Annotated in this window: 16 protein-coding genes and 1 pseudogene; 2 read left to right on the top strand and 15 right to left on the bottom strand. The window is 44.9% G+C overall.

Annotation, left to right across the window (positions count from 1 at the left end; genetic code table 11):
- Positions 1-222: 222 nt before the first annotated feature.
- The 14 genes from B4033_RS10460 to B4033_RS10395 all read right to left on the bottom strand — a co-directional run bounded on the left by B4033_RS10460 (position 223) and on the right by B4033_RS10395 (position 17,215).
- Positions 223-1,419, bottom strand: coding sequence for an MFS transporter (locus B4033_RS10460; RefSeq protein ID WP_376745277.1), 1,197 nt, complete (start codon positions 1,417-1,419; stop codon positions 223-225).
- A 100-nt stretch (positions 1,420-1,519) separates the two neighbouring features.
- Positions 1,520-2,167 (bottom strand): ATP-binding cassette domain-containing protein, encoded by a 648-nt coding sequence (locus B4033_RS10455; RefSeq protein ID WP_286833727.1) that lies wholly within the window; start codon positions 2,165-2,167, stop codon positions 1,520-1,522.
- Positions 2,167-2,853: a molybdate ABC transporter permease subunit gene (gene modB, locus B4033_RS10450; RefSeq protein ID WP_048882720.1), complete on the bottom strand. Its 687-nt coding sequence runs from the start codon at positions 2,851-2,853 to the stop codon at positions 2,167-2,169. Before modB ends, B4033_RS10455 begins: the two co-directional genes overlap by 1 nt.
- A 12-nt stretch (positions 2,854-2,865) precedes the next feature.
- Entirely contained in the window at positions 2,866-3,621 is a 756-nt protein-coding gene (gene modA / locus B4033_RS10445) for a molybdate ABC transporter substrate-binding protein (RefSeq protein WP_103800007.1), read from the bottom strand.
- Between the two features lie 14 nt (positions 3,622-3,635).
- Entirely contained in the window at positions 3,636-4,883 is a 1,248-nt protein-coding gene (locus B4033_RS10440; protein WP_286833724.1) for a molybdopterin molybdotransferase MoeA, read from the bottom strand.
- A complete protein-coding gene (moaCB, locus tag B4033_RS10435; RefSeq protein ID WP_184103880.1) occupies positions 4,880-5,803 on the bottom strand; it encodes a bifunctional molybdenum cofactor biosynthesis protein MoaC/MoaB in 924 nt (307 codons plus the stop codon). Before moaCB ends, B4033_RS10440 begins: the two co-directional genes overlap by 4 nt.
- A gap of 45 nt (positions 5,804-5,848) precedes the next feature.
- Complete coding sequence (locus tag B4033_RS10430; RefSeq protein ID WP_286833721.1) at positions 5,849-6,415, bottom strand: molybdenum cofactor biosynthesis protein MoaE; 567 nt, start codon at positions 6,413-6,415, stop codon at positions 5,849-5,851.
- A 1-nt stretch (position 6,416) separates the two neighbouring features.
- The gene (locus B4033_RS10425; protein WP_004809395.1) at positions 6,417-6,683 is read right to left on the bottom strand and encodes a MoaD/ThiS family protein; all 267 of its coding nucleotides are present in this window, start codon (positions 6,681-6,683) and stop codon (positions 6,417-6,419) included.
- A gap of 1 nt (position 6,684) precedes the next feature.
- A complete protein-coding gene (gene moaA, locus B4033_RS10420; protein WP_108619443.1) occupies positions 6,685-7,746 on the bottom strand; it encodes a GTP 3',8-cyclase MoaA in 1,062 nt (353 codons plus the stop codon).
- Positions 7,747-7,973: 227 nt separating this feature from the next.
- Positions 7,974-8,597: a molybdenum cofactor guanylyltransferase gene (gene mobA, locus B4033_RS10415; RefSeq protein ID WP_076753563.1), complete on the bottom strand. Its 624-nt coding sequence runs from the start codon at positions 8,595-8,597 to the stop codon at positions 7,974-7,976.
- A complete protein-coding gene (locus B4033_RS10410) occupies positions 8,597-11,374 on the bottom strand; it encodes a nitrate reductase (protein WP_286833714.1) in 2,778 nt (925 codons plus the stop codon). Before B4033_RS10410 ends, mobA begins: the two co-directional genes overlap by 1 nt.
- Before the next feature lie 274 nt (positions 11,375-11,648).
- On the bottom strand, positions 11,649-13,259 hold the full coding sequence (nirD, locus tag B4033_RS10405; protein ID WP_286833711.1) for a nitrite reductase small subunit NirD: 1,611 nt from the start codon (positions 13,257-13,259) through the stop codon (positions 11,649-11,651).
- Between the two features lie 24 nt (positions 13,260-13,283).
- Positions 13,284-15,830, bottom strand: a complete 2,547-nt coding sequence (gene nirB / locus B4033_RS10400) for a nitrite reductase large subunit NirB (RefSeq protein WP_108619440.1) — start codon at positions 15,828-15,830, stop codon at positions 13,284-13,286.
- Between the two features lie 35 nt (positions 15,831-15,865).
- Positions 15,866-17,215: an MFS transporter gene (locus B4033_RS10395; RefSeq protein ID WP_376745276.1), complete on the bottom strand. Its 1,350-nt coding sequence runs from the start codon at positions 17,213-17,215 to the stop codon at positions 15,866-15,868.
- 401 nt (positions 17,216-17,616) lie between these two features.
- Between B4033_RS10395 and B4033_RS10390 the strand changes: the two genes are divergently transcribed.
- Both B4033_RS10390 and B4033_RS10385 read left to right on the top strand, forming a co-directional pair.
- Entirely contained in the window at positions 17,617-18,195 is a 579-nt protein-coding gene (locus B4033_RS10390) for an ANTAR domain-containing response regulator (protein ID WP_071320262.1), read from the top strand.
- 10 nt (positions 18,196-18,205) lie between these two features.
- Positions 18,206-19,210: an ABC transporter substrate-binding protein gene (locus B4033_RS10385; RefSeq protein WP_286833705.1), complete on the top strand. Its 1,005-nt coding sequence runs from the start codon at positions 18,206-18,208 to the stop codon at positions 19,208-19,210.
- A gap of 65 nt (positions 19,211-19,275) precedes the next feature.
- Here the strand turns inward: B4033_RS10385 and B4033_RS10380 are convergent.
- A pseudogene (locus B4033_RS10380) lies at positions 19,276-19,705 on the bottom strand (haloacid dehalogenase); the annotation flags it as partial.

Here is a 19,705-nt window from a genome sequence, read left to right as displayed (position 1 = left end):
TTAAGCAATTATTATTCCAATTCTTAAATTGGATATATTTTATTCATTATAATCTAGCATAATATTTACTAAATAAAGCAATGCAATATCAATCACATATTTTTACCTAATCTTCCCTTTATAAAGTTCAGATGAAATATAAAGAAAACCTCAAAAATGCTTCATCTTTGAGGTTTTAAGATAGGCAATATTCTGTTTTGAACCTAGGTCTTGATCCTGTTTTTATTTTTGAGTTTTAGGCAGGAAGAAACTCAGTATGCCCAATAATGGCAGGTATGAACATAACTGGAATACCCAGGCAATGCTGGTATGATCTGCCACATAACCTAATCCTGCTGCTGCGATCCCACTGATGCCAAACATTACGCCAAACATCAAACCGGCAATCGTACCCACACGGCCTGGTACTGCTTCCTGAGCATACACCACCATCGCTGAAAATGCTGACGATAAAATCAGGCCAGCGAAAATTGAAAAGATACAAGTCCAGAATAAATTGGCATACGGCATGAGTAAGGCAAATGGTGCCATACCTAAAAAGGAAAACCAGATCACTGCATTACGGCCAATCCGGTCTCCAATGGGTCCACCAAAGAAAGTGCCCAAAGCGACGGCGCCCAAAAAGGCAAATAGATAGAGCTGCGCATCTCGGATTGAGATACCAAATTTATCAATCAGGTAAAAAGTAAAATAATTACTGATGCTCACGGTATAAGTAAATTTGGCGATCATCAGGATACCAATGACACCAAGCGCACGGATTAAAGTGATTCCATGCAGTTTGGACGCTGCTGTAGCACCCATCTTTTTCAGTTGTTTCTGGCTATTCGTGATGGTCCAGCGGCTAACCTTAAATAATACAAATATGCCAAGAGCAGCAAACAGCATCAGCCATGCCGAAGATGCCTGTCCATTCGGAATAATAATCAGTGCAGCCAGTAACGGTCCTACTGCAGAGCCACTATTGCCACCGACCTGAAAGGCTGATTGTGCAGTACCGAGCTTGCCACCAGAAGCCATACGCGCTACACGCGATGCTTCCGGATGAAAAGTCGAAGAACCGATCCCGATAATTGCAGCGGAAACCAATAGCATTACAAAACTCTGAGATAGAGCTAACAGCAGAATCCCAAACAGGGTAAAGCCCATACCGATCGGTAAAAGATAAGGCTTTGGATATTTGTCAGTATAGAAGCCCACCCAAGGTTGTAATAAAGACGCCGTCAATTGATACACGAGAGAGATTAAGCCGATCTGACCAAAACTCAGGTCATAATTAGTTTTCAATAAGGGATAGATGGCTGGTAAACAGGCTTGAATCAGGTCATTTAAGAAATGTGCAAGGGCAACAGCAAAGACAATGGGTAAAACCATTTTTGAGGCAGACCGCGTTACTTCGGTCTGTGCAATATCCGTCATATTCATCCATGTAGTATCCGGTAATGACTGAAGATTATACGCCAAGCCAAATTACTTGAAATTTATTTTATTTTCTCTTTATAAGTATTTTTAAAAAAAGTTATCTCGGCGAATTGCTTAGCTGATGATCCTGTAATTCAATAATTTCTGCATCCAGCTGTTCCAGCTCTTCATGATGATGGGTCACATAAATCATCGGCACCTGTATTTCATCGCGGATGCGAGTAAAAAATGGCAGGATTTGCTGTTTCAGTTTGGTATCCAGGCCAGTCAATGGCTCATCCAAGAGCAGTAATTCAGGACTGGACAACAGCGCCCGCCCGATCGAAATACGCTGTGCTTCCCCACCCGATAATTGCTGAACCCGACGCTGCAATAGATGATCAATTTCCAATAATTCAGCAATCTCCTTTAATTGGAATTTTTCCTGTTCCAATTTGCCCCATTTTTTGGCGTAAAGCAGGTTCTGTTCAACATTCATATGTGGAAACAGCATCGCCTGCTGAAATACCAAGGCGATTTTACGCTGATGGATGGGAATATGAATTTTCTGGTTTGCATCAGTCAGGATCTGTTTATTTAAATGAATATGGCCAGATTGTGGTTGATAGAGCCCAAGGAGTAATTTAAGAAAAGTAGTTTTGCCTGCTCCCGAAGGTCCAACAATTCCCAAGACAGAATTCTGCATCTGGACTGCTGCATCTAAACTAAAGGCATCCTTTTGATAATGAAACTCACATTGCAGCATTAGCGCTCCTGAATTTTCTGCTGATATTTTTGCATAATCCAGTAATTCGCCAATAATGCTGCAAAAGCCAGACCTAGAGATAAAAGCACCAGTCGTAAAGCCATCTGTTCGCCATCAGGTTGCTGTAATAGGGAATAGATCGCAATCGGAATGGTGCGGGTTTCGTCAGGAATGTTGCCAACAAAGGTGATAGTGGCACCAAACTCGCCCAGACTGCGGCTAAAACAGAGAATACTGCCAATCAGAATACCGGGCAACGCCAGCGGTAAGCTGATACTGCAAAAAACTTTATAGGGCTGAACACCCAAAGAATTTGCTACCTGTTCCAGTTGCGGATTAATCATTTGAAAGGACAACCGGATCGGTTGCACCATTAAGGGGAAAGCTACAATCATGGCGGCCAGCACTGCACCTTTCCAGTTAAAAGCCAGCTGAATGCCCCACTGCTGCAACCATTGTCCAATCCAGCCATTGCCACCAAAGACGATCAATAATAAATAGCCCAATACCACAGGTGGTAAAACCATCGGCAGGTGCAACAGTGTTTCCACCACATATTTCAGACGAAACTCATAACGTGCCAGAATCCACGCCAATAAAATGGCAAACGGCAAACTGATCGCTGTGGCAAAACCTGCAACCTTTGCTGACAGATACAATGCACTGAGTTCCTCTGGTGTCAGCATACTGGAACCATCCTAGAGTTTAAAACCATAGTGCTGATAAATCTTTTTCGCCTCGGTATGCTGACTCATAAAACGTATGAATTTGACTGCATCGGCATTTTTACTGCCCTGCTGAGTCAAGGCAATTGGATAGACAATCGGGCTATGCGTATGAGCTGGAAAGACCCCAGCAATTTTCACTTTTTTACTCTGTAACGCATCGGTTTTATACACAATCCCGGCCTGACATTCACCACGTTCCACAAAAGCCAAGGCCGAACGTACACTATCTGTTCCGACAATGCGGCCTTGCAGACCCTTTAACCATTTCAGATTGGTTAGACTCTGTTTGGCATATTTGCCAACAGGCACAGATTCCATTTGTCCGGTACATACATACCCCTGAAAGGACTGGGCAAAATTAAATTGAGAACTGGCCTGAAAGCTTTGCTGACGCTGTAAAGGACTGATTAATACCAGTTCATTGCTTAATAAGGGCTTTACTTGAGATCTAGCTATTTTTTGTTTTTTTACCAGATAATTCATCCAGTCCTGATCGGCAGAGAAAAAAATATCAGCCGGTGCGCCAGTTTGAATTTGTCGGGCGAGCGATGAAGACGCTGCAAAGACCAGCACTACTTTGATTGAGGGATACTGTTTTTCATAACGTCTGGCAATCTCCGTCACCGCATTGCTCAGACTGGCGGCCGCATAGACTCGGACGGTACTGCCAGCCTGGACTGAACAGGAAAGGAAAACTGCACTGAATAAGATCAATCCCTTTTTCATCGGTGACATATTCCTTAAATAAACAGACCTTGCAGGATCTGACCGGTCTGGATGCTTTGCGCCGCCGGAATACGGACAATACAATTGGCCTGCATCAGGTTACTCAGCATATGCGACTGTTGCTTCGGCAAGCTGGAAAGCTTTAGCATTCCCGATTCAAAACTTAATGCCATACGCAAAAAACGTTCCCGGCTATCGGCTTTTAAGTCATGACTCATTACTGCACTAAACCATTGTGGTAATTGCTTTTGACCTTGTAACGTACTGATTAAGGTTGATACATAGATCTGCATGCCTATATAGACTGCAGCAGGATTACCCGGCAGGCCGAGTAAATAACATGGACTTTGATCGGGTCGCTCAGATCTGGCGAAGAACATTGGCTTGCCAGGTTTCTGTTTGACTTTCCAGAATAACTGTTCAAAACCCAGTTTTAGTGCGACCGGACGGACAAAGTCATAATCTCCTACCGATACACCACCGGTGGTCAGAATCAGATCGTACTGGGTTCTCAGCCTTTTAAATAGCGCGCTGACCGCCTGTTCGGTATCGGCAACATGCATGATCTCAACCTGCTGGTTTCTGGACTGGAACCAGGCTTGAATTAAAGGAGCATTGGCATCAAAAATTTTGCCGGAATTTAAGTCTTCAACTGTTTCAGCGACTTCATCACCAGTAATGATGACTGCAATTTTAGGATAGCGATAAACGGATACTTCATGCACGCCCGCCATACTTAAGGCTGCAATTGTCCCAATACTGAGCTGCTGCCCCTGAACAGCCAGGCATTGGCCCATGCGAATTTCTTCACCGGCTTGACGGATATCAGCATCCAGTTGCAAGGCTTCAGTCAAGATAATGGTCGAGTCCCTGAGCTGTACAATTTCCTGTCGTGCCACCGTCGAGGTCTGCAACGGAATTTTCGCACCAGTAAAGATGCGTACTGCCTGACCTGGTTCAAGTATCAGATCAGCTCCCTGTCCAGCACGAATTTCACCAATCAGTTCAAAACTGCTTTCTGCTGGCATGTCGATATCCATACAGATGGCATAACCGTCTACAGCACTTTGCGAAAATATCGGCAGCTGAGTTTTTGAATAAATATCTTCGGCTACGAAACGGTTCAGTGCCTGACTTAAGGGCCGTTTTTCAATGGCTAAATGATCAGTATGATCTAGAATCATCTGCAGAGCCTGATCGACAGAAATTAGGCCGGGTTCACTGCCACAGACGGAATGTTCTGTCGTTACAGCAGAGTTCATTGATAGCCTCCTGCATGGGGAATATTTTTCTGTACATCAAACAGATGTACGAGTGCAGGTAAAATCGCCACTAAGGATTCTTTAGCCCCTTGGCGGCTACCCGGTAAGGTAAGGATCAGGCTGTTTTCGATATAACCTGCGACACCACGGCTCAGTGCTGCGTAAGGTGTACGACGTTGACCAAAACTGCGTGCAGCTTCCATCAGTCCCGGAATTTCACGGGTTAGTAAGGGTTGAATAGTTTCCACTGTCAGATCTTTAGGGCCGAGTCCCGTACCACCCACTGTCAGAATTAATGGATAATCATTTTTTTGCTGTTCAATTAAAGCTTTTAGCTGTTCAGGACTATCCGGAATCACCTGATAGTGGATAAAGCCAAAATTAGCTTCTTCCAGAATTTCCATCACATTCTGCCCGGCTGTGTCGGCTTTCTTGCCAGATGCCACGGTATCAGAAAGTACAATGACAGAGGCTGGTAAAGGTTCTTTCAGAACACGGGTGAAATGTGATTTTCCACCCTTTTTTTGCCCCAGTTTAACCTGATCCAGACATAATTCTTCCGGCTCACAATGTGGTTTCAGCATATCGTAAAGGGTCAAACCTGCCAGACTGACTGCTGTCAGTGCTTCCATTTCCACACCCGTTGGACCAATCGTTTCCACTACCGCAGTAATCACTACATGAGCTTCTTCAAGCTCATATTCCACATCGGCCCGATAAATTGGCAGTGGATGACATAGAGGAATGAGTTCATCAGTACGTTTTGCGCCTAAAATCCCTGCGATCCGAGCGGTTTTTAGCGCATCACCTTTGTCGGTATTACCATTACGCAGTAATTCAATGCAGTGTGGCGGCGCATGCAGAATCCCGGTGGCAATAGCAGTGCGGTAACTCTCCGGTTTCATTCCGACATCTTTCATGGCTTATCCTTCTTGAATCTTTTCATTTTTTACTCAAACTTCAATTTATAGCGGCCATTGATAAACAGGAACATCTGGCTGGATCAGGTTCAAAGGCAATTTTTCCGATGTATGTGCATCAGTACAGTTATGAGTATGCGCATGCTTTCTATGAGGGTGATGATTTGAACCCTGGTCACGACGAATGCAGCAACCTTCGACATATTGACTACTGCCATCCATATAGAATTCTTCTTTCCAGACCGGTACTTCATGCTTGACCCGTTCCACGGCTTCTTCGCAGGCTTGAAAAGCTTCCCGACGATGTGGTGCATAGGCCATGGCAATAATGGCGATATCACCAATATCCAATGAACCGATGCGATGTACAATTCGGACATAGGACACGCCATATTCAGCCTGAATTTCCTGCTCGATCTGGCGAATCATCTTTTCAGCAACAGGTGCATAAGAGGTATATTTCAGTGCTTTAACCGCTTTACCTTCATGATGATTTCGTACTGTTCCAATAAAAATACCGATTCCCCCACATTCAGGAAAATATTGAATCCCATCAAATACGTCCTGTTGCAGCGGTGTGCCCTGAATACGGGCAAATTGTTTCAGTTCCATCTCAACCTCCTGCGACCGGTGACAGCAACACTAGAGTACTGTCCTGATTTAATCGAGTCTGACGAGAAATAATGTCTTCACCGATGGCACAGGCACAACGCTCTAACAGGTTGAAAGCTTCTGGAAAGGACTGAATGACTTTATTGAGTACATCGGCAACCAGACTGTCTATCTGACATTGCACAGTTAAATCTTGAGGTAACTGACGTTCGATCGCACCGAAAGATTCGATTTTGACGGTAATCGATGATTGAAGTTTTGTAGTCATCTTAGCCTCCTATCATATGCATGCTGATTTTTCGGAAATTTGAATGGGTTTTATGGGAGGAATTGAACAGTCTTTGCTGAGCCTGAATGGCCTGAAAGCCAGCAGCTTTATTCCAGATATAGGGTTGCAGCTGTTGTTGCAGGGTTTGTTCAGCTGATGCTAGGTGCTGTCTTAACTGTTGAATACTGTTTTTGAGTTTTAGACCTTGAGTTGAGAATAAGCAGTTAAATAATTCACCTTGAGCATTCAGTCGTAAACGGTCACAGTTACCACAGAATGAATTAGTAATCGTTGAAATAATGCCGATCGACATACCTTCAATGTAATAGCTTCGTGCTGGATTAGTCCCCTGACCTTGTCTGATCTTTACTTCAAATTCTGTAGCCAATTCATCCAGAATGTCCTGCTCGCTAACCACATGATCACGTGACCAGTTCTGGTCGCCATCGAGTGGCATAAACTCGATAAAACGCAATTCAACTTGTTCGCGTTTGGCCCAGTGTGCCAAAGACAAAATCTGGTCATCATTGATGCCTTTGATGAGTACTGTATTAATTTTGATTTGAAAGCCAGCCTGCTGGGCTGCTTGAATGCCTTCTAATACGGGTTGCAGTTTTTTTGCAGTTAATTGTTCAAACTGCTCTGCATCCAGGCTGTCCAGACTGATATTCAGGTCATCTAGCCCGGCCTGCTTTAATTCTGCTGCATATTGTTTGAGATAATGACCATTCGTAGTCATTGAAATACGTTTCAAGCCGCTTTTTTTCAGTTGTTGTAATTCAGCAATAAAATGCACCACACCTTGGCGCATTAAAGGTTCGCCACCGGTAATCCGGATCTGTTCAATACCACGGCGAACCATGAATTCACAAAAATGATAGAGTTCTTCAAAGCTGAGTAAATCGTGTTTTTTCATCCATTCTGGATGTTCTGGCATGCAATAAACACATTTAAAATTACAGCGATCCGTCACAGAGATACGGAGCTTACGCTTATTGCGTCCAAACTGATCCTGAAATACCGGGACTGGTTCAGCCTGCTGTAAAGGATTGATATGGTTCATTACTTATTCCATCAGGGTCGATCATCAACTTTGTTTCTAGCCAAATGTTTTGCTGACCGATGCCCTATTAAATTGCTATTGCTCTAGGGTTAAATTGCAATAAATGTTCCAACTTTGCGCAGAAATTGCGGTTTTTTAATATTTGAGTGCGATTTATTGGAATTTAAGAAAAATAAGAGTTTTAAACAGATGTATTGCCCTGCTTTTAAGCACCATTCACTCAGCACTTAGAGAAAATGCAGTTGCTGATGCTGCTGCAATTCATCAAAGGAGTTAATGCTGTGAAAAAACAGTGCATGATTTTTAAATCGCGCCATTTGCATGTGCATTTTCGCAAAACAATGTCTTAAACTGCGCTGATTTTGTTCGAGATGCTGAACCAGTGTCGGCAAACTGCTTCGTTTAAGTAAGCAGAATGGATACAATGCTATATCATTTATTTCCACTACAGCCACTTCACAAAGAGGATCTCGCTGCATGGCCCGATGTAATCCAGAAATAACCTTTTTTGGAATGTAAGTCACATCGCATGGTACAAACAGCACGTAGTCCGAATGCACATGAGACCAGGCACTTTTCATGCCCATCAAGGGTCCGTGAAAGCCCGGTTCATCATCCTGAAAATAACGGATTGATGGAATAAGGCGTTCATAAATGGAGTGATCACGGTGGCTGTTGATCCAGACCTGACCAACACGCGATCTAAGCTGCTGGTGAATCTTGATCAGTTGAATTTCATCATCAAACTTTTGCAGCAGCTTGTTAATGCCATTCATCCGACGCGCCTGGCCACCGGCCAGGATGACTAAATCGGTGGGTGGATAATTCATGCTCTTATGGATTCTTTTCATTATACGGACTCCGTCTGGCAAGCTTTAATCAGGCCACGAATTTCAGGTAAGCAGGAACCGCAGTTGCCGCCGGCTTTTAGACATGCGGTCACCTGTTTTTCGTTGGTGATATTTTTTTCTTTAATCGTCTGGATGATGCGGTTTTTACCGACTTTAAAACAGCTGCACACTAGCGCACCTTCACTCTTGCTCATTGAGATCGCCTGACCAGCCAGCAACGCTTTACGGTGCATGGCACTGAGTCGTTCACGCTGAAACAGCCCCGATAACCAGTCGCGATCTGGTAACAGCGCTTTCGGAGCGATATACAGACTGGCGATCAGCTTGCCATCCTGCAACACTACGCTATGGCTGATATGTGCAGTCTGGTCTTCCAGATTCAGCCATTCAAAGTCCTCTTTAGTAAAAGGCAACAGGCTTTTCAGCTGCTCGGTCGTGGTGCTAAATTTCTGACGATCCGCAATTTCATAACGTGTCGCACGAATAGCCTTTACCTTGGTCCACCAGATGCTCTTGTCAATAAATGACTGCACATAACTTTCATAACCTTCACGTACATACAGCACGCCCTGCCACTGGGTATGGAATGGCTGGATCAACACTGGCGTATGCTTAAACTCAGGCTCACCAGAAATGGCATCGACCACTGGATTCACCAGCTTGCCGATACGTGCATCGGATGCCATCTGATCATTCCAGTGGATTGGTGCAAAGACCTGACCACGACGGATATTGTCACTAACCTGAGCACGTAAAATACATTGTCCCCATTCAGAACGAACTTCGACCAGCTCACTATCCTGAATCCCGTATTTCAGTGCATCATTCGGATGAATTTCACAATACGGTTCGGCACGATGTGTACTGAGATTGGCAGATAATCCAGTGCGGCTCATAGTATGCCATTGGTCACGAATCCGACCAGTATTCAGAACTAAAGGATATTCACTGGAAACCTGATTGACCGGATCAATTGCAGTAGTTGCAATAAATCTTGCTTTACCATCAGCATGACTGAACTGGCCTTGGGCAAATAATCTTCCTACAGATTGAGCAGGTTGCTGTTTATCCGAAACCGGCCATTGCACTGGTTCCAGTTTGTTATATTCTTCTGTGGTTAAATTACTCAAGCCTTGCAGATTAAAATAACGGAAATATGGGGTTTCTAGACGTTGGGAAATTTCTACATTTTGATAGGCAGAGAGGCCGGCATGTTCTTTAAAAATTTCATGGCTATTGTGAAAATCAAACCCTCTGAAACCCATTTGCTTCGCCACCTGTGCAATCGCCCACCAGTCAGCTTTGGCTTCACCCGGCGCATCTAAAAAGGCATGTTGCCTTGAAATACGGCGTTCCGAATTGGTGACGGTTCCATCTTTTTCGCCCCAGCCTAAAGCTGGAAGTAATACATCAGCATATTGAGTAGTATCCGTATCCTGACAGATATCAGAGACCACTACGAATTCACATTTATCCAGAGCACGCTTCACTTGATCGGCATCGGGCAAGCTGACGACCGGATTGGTTGCCATGATCCAGATGGCTTTGATCTTGCCGCTTTCGACTGCCTGGAATAGATCAACTGCCTTAAAACCCGCTTGCTTGGCAATATATGGACTTTGCCAGAATTTTTGCACCAGCTGTTGATGCTCCAGATTTTCTAAATCCATATGGGCTGCCAGCATATTGGCCAAGCCACCGACTTCACGTCCGCCCATCGCATTTGGCTGGCCGGTCATAGAGAATGGGGCTGCACCGAGTCTGCCAATTTTACCCGTGAGCAAATGGCAGTTAATAATACTGTTGGCTTTATCTACGCCACGGGAGGATTGGTTTACACCCATGGAGAACAACGTCATGACTTTGTCAATCTGGGCAAATTTTTCAAAGAATTGACTCAGCTTAGCAGCTGAAATACCGGTGCGTGCCGCAATATCTTCAATCGAAGCTTCCGCAGTACTGCTGGCCAAGGCCTGTTCCAGCCCTTGGGTATGTGCAGCAACAAATTCCTGATCTACATCACCATGCTGATATAAGTACTGTAATAGGCCATTAAATAATGCAACGTCTTGCCCTGGCAGAATAGGCAGATGCAGATCTGCTGCTTCACAGGTACTGGTAAAACGCGGATCAATCACGACTACAAACAGATCACGCTGTTCCTTGGCTTTCATGATGCGCTGGTAGAGCACCGGATGACACCATGCAGTATTGGAACCCACCAGAACCACCATGTCAGTATGTTCAAAATCTTCATAACTGGCTGGAACCAGATCTTCACCAAAAGCTCGTTTATGTGCAGCAACAGCCGAAGACATACACAGGCGTGAATTGGTATCAATATTTGCCGTGCCGAGATAGCCTTTGACGAACTTATTCACCACATAATAATCTTCGGTCAGCAGCTGACCCGAGACATAAAAGGCAATGCTGTCACGGCCATACTGCTCAATGTATTGCTGGAATTTATAGGCAATCGTTGAAGTTGCAGTATCCCAATCAGTAACTTCACGCTGGTCTTTACGGCCTAACATTGGATGCAATAAACGGGTTTCCAATCCTAAGGTATCAACCAGATTACTGCCTTTGATGCACAATTTTCCGTAATTCGAAGGATGTTTGACATCACCTTCAACAGTCACTTTCGGACCTGATGTGGTCGGCGTTACATGTGCAGTCACACCACAACCCACGCCGCAATATGGGCATGTGGTCTGTGTGGTTTTAGTTTTTAATTCTGTGGAGCTATGCAGTTCCACCACTGGGATACTATTCATTGCTGCTGTGCTCCTAAATTATCTAAATTCACGTAATTCCGATTTTTATCTTGGCTTTATTTCAAATATGAAATTCATGTAAGCATTCACTATCGTGAGGTGGCATGGATGCCACCGATACCCATCATTACAGGACGTAATGTATGGGAATCCAAGATTTTTGTTACTTTTGATCTTTCAAAAGTAAGGGAATGCCTACACGTAAACGGTTGCTTTAGCACTCCATTTGAGGCTAGGACATCCTTCTTATGAAGTACTAATTACAGAGATCTAATTACCCTGCTTTCTTTAATGCAAAATCCCGACCAAAAAGCAGCTTGTTACGAATCGTTGCAATTGGGGTTTGATCTGCAATTAGCTCGGCATACCAGGCACCATCCTCAGTATCACCAAACAGCACGGCACCAATTACTCTATCTTTTTGAATAATAATGCGTTTATAGATCTGACGTTTCTCATCATTTAGCACGATATCTTCAAAATCCTCTTTTGGCTCGAAGTCACCTGCCGAAAATACATCACAGCCACTTACTTTCAGCTGAGTCGGAACAGTTGGCGCTTTGAACGTCAGACTGCCATGCTCGGCCAGATGTGATGCACAAATAAAGGCCTGGCCCCAAAGTGGTTCAACCAGACCAAAAGTTTGACCTCGATGTTCAATACATTCACCCACCGCATAAATACCTGGGTCAAAAGTCTGCATGGTATCATTCACTAATACACCACGGTTACAACGTAAGCCTGCGCTTTGTGCTAAAGTCATGTTTGGACGGATCCCCACGGCAAACACCACCAGATCAGCATCCAGCACAGTCCCGTCTTTGAGTTTGACTTGAGTCACATGACCTTCTTCACCAAACAGGCATTCGGTATTCGCTGCAGTCAGAATCGTGATACCTTTCTGCTCAATCGCTGTTTTCAGCATCTGGCTGGCTTTACTGTCTAGCTGGCGATCCATGATACGGTCCATCAGGTGCAACACAGTCACATTCATGCCTTGCTGTTTTAGTCCATACGCTGCTTCCAGACCTAAAAGTCCTCCGCCAATGACTACGGCATTTTTTCGAGTCTTGCAGTAATCCAGCATGTTGTTGACATCATAAATATCACGGAAGCTCAGTACACCTGTTAAGTCACTCCCTGGAATTGGTGGAACAAATGGTTTGGAACCAGTCGCCAGAATCAGGCGGTCATAACTGATCACTTCGCCCTTTTCGGTATATACGTGTTTACGAGGACGGTCGATGCGAACCGCCGGATCACCGGCAATCAGACGGATGCCTTTGTCAGCATACCAGGCATGTGGATGCAGCATGATGTCATCAATGGTTTTCTCACCCGAAAGTACTGGTGATAGCATAATACGGTTGTAGTTACCCCACGGTTCTTCACCAATCACAGTAATTTCATAACGGTCAGGTGCCATATCCAGCAGGTCTTCCAAACAACGCATACCAGCCAGGCCATTACCCACCAAAACCAGCTTCATCTTTTCCTGAGAAGTGCCATTATTGGTGATATAGGTTTTTTGAGGGGTCGGACTGATCCAGACTTTGCCATTTTCAATCTTGCTCGGAAATACCAGCAGCTTTTGGTCTTTATCTTCCAGACAGCGTCCGGTTGCCAGACTGAAATGCTGCTTGTAAATCGGTGAAGCGACGACGCGTTCCCCTTGCAGATCACCCAGAATCCCGCGTGAAATTACAAATGCTTTACTAAATGGATCCTGGTTACTTAAGGCATAAACACGCTTTTCATGACCTACACGGAACAAAGCAATTTGCTGATCTTCCACCAATGCCGCTACGCCAGTATTTGGGGTAATGTCATCCAGTGCACACACTTCGACCCAATTCAGTTCATTCATATCTTTTAAAATGGTCATCTTCTTTCTTCCTTATGCTTTGAATCAGGCTTCAACTACTGGGATACGTGTGATATCACGTTCAGCTTCAGTTTTCGGACGGATCTGGCCGCGTACTTCAGTAAATTGAACATGAGGATCATTCTGCAATTCAGCTTTGGCATTAATAAAAGTTTTAAAGCGTTTACGAACTTCAGGATCTTCAATCGCAGTACGCCATTCGTCCTGATAAGTACCCACCACATGCTGCATACGGTGTTCCAGTTCAGCGGCCAGACCAAGCGAGTCATTCACGATGACATCTTTCAGATAATCCAGGCCACCTTCAAGGTTGTCACGCCATACCGAAGTACGTTGCAAACGATCTGCAGTCTGGATATAGAACATGAAGAAACGGTCGATATAGCGGATCAGGGTTTGAGTATCGAGGTCAGATGCCAGTAGTTCCGCGTGGCGTGGTTTCATACCGCCGTTACCGCAAACATACAGGTTCCAGCCTTTTTCAGTGGCAATCACACCGACGTCTTTGCTTTGTGCTTCGGCACATTCACGGGTACAGCCAGACACGGCCATTTTCAGTTTATGTGGAGAACGCAGGCCTTTGTAACGGTTTTCCAGGAAGATCGCCAAGCCAACCGAATCATCTACGCCATAACGGCACCAGGTGCTACCGACACAAGATTTCACGGTACGTAAGGATTTACCGTAAGCATGACCTGATTCAAAACCGGCATTGATCAGTTTTTCCCAGATTTCAGGCAATTGATGCACTTGTGCACCAAACATATCGACACGTTGACCGCCTGTCAGTTTGGTATATAGGCCATATTCTTTAGCAATCTGACCAATCGCAATCAGGCCATCCGGTGTAACTTCACCACCCGCCATACGTGGCACGACTGAGTAAGAACCATCTTTCTGGATATTGCCCAGGTAGTAGTCATTACTGTCTTGCAAGCCAGCATGGCTTGGTTTTAAGACGAAATCATTCCAGCAAGATGCGAGAATGTTCGCTACCGTCGGTTTACAGATGTCACAGCCCAGCCCATGTCCATGTTGATGAATCAGGTCATCAAACGTTTTGATTTCATTAACCCGAACCAGGTGATACAGCTCTTGACGTGAGTAAGCAAAATGTTCACACAAATGGTTATTCACCGTTACGCCTTGGCGTTGCAACTCGGACTTCAATACTTGAGTGACGAGTGGCGCACAGCCACCACAGGCGGTTGCTGCTTTGGTGCATTTTTTCAGAGCGCCGAGTGAAGTTGAACCATCAGCAATCGCAGAGCAGATATCTGCTTTAGACACGTTATTACATGAACAGATGGTTGCACTGTCTGGAAGTAGATCCACACCGCTACCACCTGCTTTAGCAGTCGCCTGATCAAAGCCCGGCATAATCAGGCTTTCAGGATTCTCAGGTACAGCCAGTCCATTCAGCATCATTTGCAGCAGGTCGTTATATTCTTTGGCACAACCGACCAGTACTGCACCCAACAGTTTGGTCTTTTCGGCATTGACCACGATTTTCTTATAGACTTGAGCCGCTTCATCGGCGTAGAAATAGCTCAGTGAACCTGGTGTCATGGCATGTGCATCACCCACCGAAGCAACATCTACACCCATCAGTTTCAGCTTGGTGCTCATGTCTGCGCCAGCAAATGCTGCACATTCTTCTTGCAGCACATGCTTCGCAGCGATACGTGCCATGTCATAGCCTGGGGCCACCAGACCAAAAATCTTGTTATTCCAGAGTGCACATTCACCAATCGCGTAAATATCTGGATGAGAAGTCTGACAGTAATCATTGATCATGATTCCGCCACGTTCACCAATGGCCAGCCCGCTTTGACGCGCCAATTCATCACGTGGACGAATCCCTGCAGAGAACAGGATAATATCGGTTTCCAGTTCAGCACCATCACCAAACTTCATCACATGTTTAGCATTGGCACCGTCTTCAATAGATGAGGTTGCTTTTTGGGTATGAACTTTTACACCCAGATTTTCGATTTTTGAACGTAAAACTTTTCCGCCAAGGTCATCAATCTGGACTGCCATCAGACGTGGCGCAAACTCAACAACATGTGTTTCCAGATTCAGGTCGCGCAGTGCTTTGGCTGCTTCCAGACCTAACAGCCCTCCGCCAATTACTACACCGGTTTTTGAATTCAGGCTGGCTGCACGAATTGCATCCAGATCTTCAATCGTACGGTAAACAAAACAATTTTCACGGTCATTCCCCGGGATTGGCGGAACAAAAGCATAGGAACCCGTTGCCAGAATCAGCTTGTCATAAGTTAACTCTTCACCATGCTGGGTAGTCACAGTACGAGTATGCTGATTGATTGAAACTGCTTTAGTGCCCAAGCGCAGGTCGATCCCATATGCATCCGCAAAGTCGCTACGGCAAAGGGTCAAATCTTTTGCTGATTTTCCACTGAAATATTCAGTTAAATGAACACGGTCATATGCCAAACGTGGTTCTTCAGCCAGAATAGTGATTTCAACCTCATCGCCCGCCTGTTCAAGTACAGATTCGATAAATTTGTGGCCCACCATGCCATGACCAATCATAATAATTTTCATATGTTTACTTCCTACTAATTTTAAAATATCTGGTATTAATTTTGCGCTTCAGCAAGGTTGCGATCCTGGATCGCCTGTTCAAACAGACGCTGCTCTTTTTCCTTATGCTCAACCGAGAAGCGGATCATTAGTACACAGCTCGCAGCAATCACTACCAGCCCACCCAGCACCATTAATGTGGTCTGGATATCCAGCATGCCTTTTAATAAGAAGCCTGCTGCAACTGCGCCTACGTTACCGCCTGCACCGATAATGCCCGCCACACCACCCAGTGCATCACGGTCAATAAATGGCACTAGCGCATAGGTCGCACCGCAGGCCATGTGGGTAAACAGGGCGAATACCGTCATGGTCAGGATTGCCAACATTGCACTGTTCATTTGTGAGAACACCACCAGGAACACACCTTCCAGCAGGATCATCAGAAACAATACTTTGGTACGGCCATCCAGACCTTTGCTTAGTGCGACTCTGTCAGATACAATGCCACCCAGGGCGCGTGCAAATAACGCCAGCAAACCAAAGATCCCCGCAGCCATACCCGCTTCTTTCAGGCCAAACTCGAAGTTTTCTACGTAGTACATTGCCACGATGTTATGAATGAAGATTTCGATACCGAAACAGGCAGCATAGGCACCAAACAGGATCCAGACGCGGTAGTTTTTCGCTGCATGCATCAGAATCGCCATGCCGCCTTTTTTATCACTGCCGACACTGACGCCTTGGGCACGTAATTCACTAAAGTTGCCTTGAGGACAGTCTTGAGTCAGTTTCCAGTACAGGAAACCTACTATCACCATCATCACGCCCGGCACAATCAGTGCAATTCTCCAGCCCATTGTCTGTTCAACACCGAACATCACCAGGGCAGCCAGCATTAATGGCATCAATACCTGCGTGGCGCCACCACCTGCATTGCCCCAGCCTGCAGTTGTCGCATTTGCCGTACCTACGACATTTGGCGCAAACATGATGCTGGTGTGATATTGGGTAATCACGAAGCTGGCACCAATGGCGCCAATCAATAAGCGGAAGAACAGGAAAGATTCGTAGCTATTAGAAGCTGCGACACCAAAGACAGGAATACTGCCGATGATCAGTAATGCAGAATAGGTTTTACGTGGACCGTATTTGTCACATAAAGGCCCCACAATTAGACGAACCAGAATAGTGATAGCAACTGCAGCAATATTGATATTGGCGATTTGTTCTTTGGTCAGATTGAATTCACCCGCAATGACCGGCATCAGCGGCGCACAGGCAAACCAGGCGAAGAAACAGACAAAGAATGCCAGCCAGCTCATGTGGAAGGCACGCATCGCTGCGCTGGAAAAACTGAATAGAGTTATTTTTGTTGCTTTTTGAGCTTGTAAATTTGAAGACATGACCATCTTCCTCCAGAACTGAACGTTATAAATATCCTGGCCTGTGGCTTTGGCAGGTCAGAATCGAACAGAACGGACGTCATTGGCCGTCTAAATTTTCAGGTATAAGTCGCCTTTGACTCAATACTCTTATCTTGTTAAATACTTAGCAGGATCTATGCCAATTTTATAAAAAAAGGCTTTTTTACTTATTTTTTAAAGATAAAGCGCTAGCCCAACTTATTTATAGGCAGTGCAATCCCCTACGACATTGATGGAATTGCACTATTTCAAAGCTTTTGCACAAAAAGGAATCATAAAAATACAGAAAACCCTATTTAACATTGCATAAGAATGGCGCAAAAATTGCATATAAATCCGTTCAAGATGTACCGATCATTGGATCAAAATAAAGCTGTAATATGCCAAAACTTAAAATTGCACTCATTGATGACAATGCCGAGCGTGCTGAATTTATTCAGGATTCATTGACTGCGCATGATTTTATCGTCGTTGCCTGCCTGATCGTCCACGATCTGAGTATGGCGCATGTCAAGAATCTACAGGCAGATGTCATTCTATTGAATATGGATCACCCGCATCGAGACATTATCGAAAGTTGCGTGAGCCAGTATGAATTACCTACGGTTCTTTTTACCCAGAACTCCAATAAGGACACCATCAAAAGCGCGATTGATGCCGGTGTGACGGCGTATATTGTTGATGGTATCGATCCGAGCAAGCTGAATAGCATCATGGAGATTTCCATTGAGCAATTCCATAAGCATAAAAAACTGCTGAATGATCTCAAGGAAACCCAAGATAAGCTGGCAGACCGCCGTGACATCGACAAAGCTAAATCCTTGCTGATTCAACTGCATTCCATGAGCGAAGAACAGGCTTTTGCTCTGCTGCGAAAAAATGCCATGAGTCACCGCATAACTTTGGGTGAAATGGCAAGGCGTCTGCTGGATGCACAAAAACTGTTATCGGGCGAATAAGGAGAAGAAAATGTCTGAACTGGAACAGCATGAAATTAACATCGGCTTTATTCCTTTGCTCGATTGTGTCGCGATCTTATGGGCGGAAAAACAGGGTTATTTTCAGGAACAAGGTTTAAATGTGAACTTGATCCGGGAAGCTTCATGGGCCAGTCTGCGTGACCGTCTGGCTTATGGTTTCCTTGATGTCGCGCACTGCCTGTCTGCGATGTTGCCAGCCGCAGCACTTGGTCAGGATCAACTGAAAGCCAATCTGCAAACGCCTTTGGTGCTCAGTATTAATCAGGCCTTTATAAGTCTGCGCCAGGATCTTTGCTATGCGCTGGATTTACATCCGGATGTCGATGAAAAAACCAGTTCGCAAAAAGTCGTGCAAGCCCTGAAAGAAAATAAACGTGTGAATCTGGCGCATGTATATAAATATTCAATCCATCATTTCTGTTTACGTGAATGGCTGGCATTGACCGATCCAGATTTGGCTAAAAACTTTCATATGCTAACCTCGCCACCGCCCTCGATGGTGAAAGGTATTGCCCAACATGTCTTTGATGGCTTTTGTGTGGGTGAGCCGTGGAATATACAGGCACAGATTGAAGGTCATAGTTTTATTGTGGCCTCCAGCCCAAATATTATTCCTGCAGTGGCAGACAAAGTACTAGCAGTCTGTCAGGAGTGGGCAGAACAACATCCACTGACCTTAAAAGCTTTAGTGACTGCGATTCAGAAAGCCCAGGCCGATTTGCAACAGAGAACTGACCTGTCTGAAGTCTGGAAGATGCTGGTCGATTATAAGATTATCCAGTTTGAATGTTCTGATCATCAGCATGTTTATGACTTCCATAAGATTCAGACAATTATCCGTAATATGCATGGTGAAAGTGCCCAACCCAAACTGGAAGATTTTAGCTGGCTCTTGCAGCAAATGGAAAAATGGGAAGATATTGAAATGACCGCAACCGAGAAAAAACAGATTGCGCAATCCTGTATTTATCAGCAAGAAGCGACTACTGTTTAAAACATTGCCTATTTCCATAAAAAAAGACCCAGAAAATTCTGGGTCTTTTAGATTTAACGTTTTATTCAGCTGAATGCCTGTTGTAAATTCAGTTGCATAAATTTCTGCAAAGACAATTTTCCAGCAATGATCTGATTGATGAATTGTGCCATTTCGTCATACAACATCTCATAGAGCTGCGGTTCTAATGCCATATGTCTTAATTGGATCTGCAAATGCATTAAAAGTTCCTGCTGCTCGCATTCGCCCTGCTCCAGAGCATAGACATAACCGAGCACTGCTCCTTTTAAAACCACATCAAAAGGCAAGCTATATTTGAGCAAGGTCGCCAACGAGCCCATCACCCGCTCATTGTGCTCAAGTTTTCTGAGGGGTTCACGACCTACACGTGCGCATGGGTCCTGATAAGCATGGGCACAAGATTCACTAAAGCTTTGAGCCAGACGTTCCAGATCTGAGGCATGTTTTGGAATCTGGTAACATAGACTATGCTTC

It is taken from the genome of Acinetobacter sp. UBA3132 (genome assembly GCF_002364825.1).
Lineage (GTDB): Bacteria > Pseudomonadota > Gammaproteobacteria > Pseudomonadales > Moraxellaceae > Acinetobacter > Acinetobacter schindleri.
This window is presented reverse-complemented; position numbering and strand designations above follow the sequence as displayed.

Excerpts from the sequence above, each read along its gene's own strand:
- moaA (WP_108619443.1), bottom strand. The coding sequence starts at position 7,746 with ATGAACCATATCAATCCTTTACAGCAGGCTGAACCAGTCCCGGTATTT.
- modA (WP_103800007.1), bottom strand. The coding sequence starts at position 3,621 with ATGAAAAAGGGATTGATCTTATTCAGTGCAGTTTTCCTTTCCTGTTCA.
- B4033_RS10440 (WP_286833724.1), bottom strand. The coding sequence starts at position 4,883 with ATGAACTCTGCTGTAACGACAGAACATTCCGTCTGTGGCAGTGAACCC.
- B4033_RS10460 (WP_376745277.1), bottom strand. The coding sequence starts at position 1,419 with ATGACGGATATTGCACAGACCGAAGTAACGCGGTCTGCCTCAAAAATG.
- nirD (WP_286833711.1), bottom strand. The coding sequence starts at position 13,259 with ATGACCATTTTAAAAGATATGAATGAACTGAATTGGGTCGAAGTGTGT.
- nirB (WP_108619440.1), bottom strand. The coding sequence starts at position 15,830 with ATGAAAATTATTATGATTGGTCATGGCATGGTGGGCCACAAATTTATC.
- B4033_RS10395 (WP_376745276.1), bottom strand. The coding sequence starts at position 17,215 with ATGTCTTCAAATTTACAAGCTCAAAAAGCAACAAAAATAACTCTATTC.
- modB (WP_048882720.1), bottom strand. The coding sequence starts at position 2,853 with ATGCTGACACCAGAGGAACTCAGTGCATTGTATCTGTCAGCAAAGGTT.
- B4033_RS10430 (WP_286833721.1), bottom strand. The coding sequence starts at position 6,415 with ATGGAACTGAAACAATTTGCCCGTATTCAGGGCACACCGCTGCAACAG.
- B4033_RS10385 (WP_286833705.1), top strand. The coding sequence starts at position 18,206 with ATGTCTGAACTGGAACAGCATGAAATTAACATCGGCTTTATTCCTTTG.
- B4033_RS10455 (WP_286833727.1), bottom strand. The coding sequence starts at position 2,167 with ATGCTGCAATGTGAGTTTCATTATCAAAAGGATGCCTTTAGTTTAGAT.
- B4033_RS10425 (WP_004809395.1), bottom strand. The coding sequence starts at position 6,683 with ATGACTACAAAACTTCAATCATCGATTACCGTCAAAATCGAATCTTTC.
- mobA (WP_076753563.1), bottom strand. The coding sequence starts at position 8,597 with ATGAAAAGAATCCATAAGAGCATGAATTATCCACCCACCGATTTAGTC.
- B4033_RS10390 (WP_071320262.1), top strand. The coding sequence starts at position 17,617 with ATGCCAAAACTTAAAATTGCACTCATTGATGACAATGCCGAGCGTGCT.
- moaCB (WP_184103880.1), bottom strand. The coding sequence starts at position 5,803 with ATGAAAGATGTCGGAATGAAACCGGAGAGTTACCGCACTGCTATTGCC.
- B4033_RS10410 (WP_286833714.1), bottom strand. The coding sequence starts at position 11,374 with ATGAATAGTATCCCAGTGGTGGAACTGCATAGCTCCACAGAATTAAAA.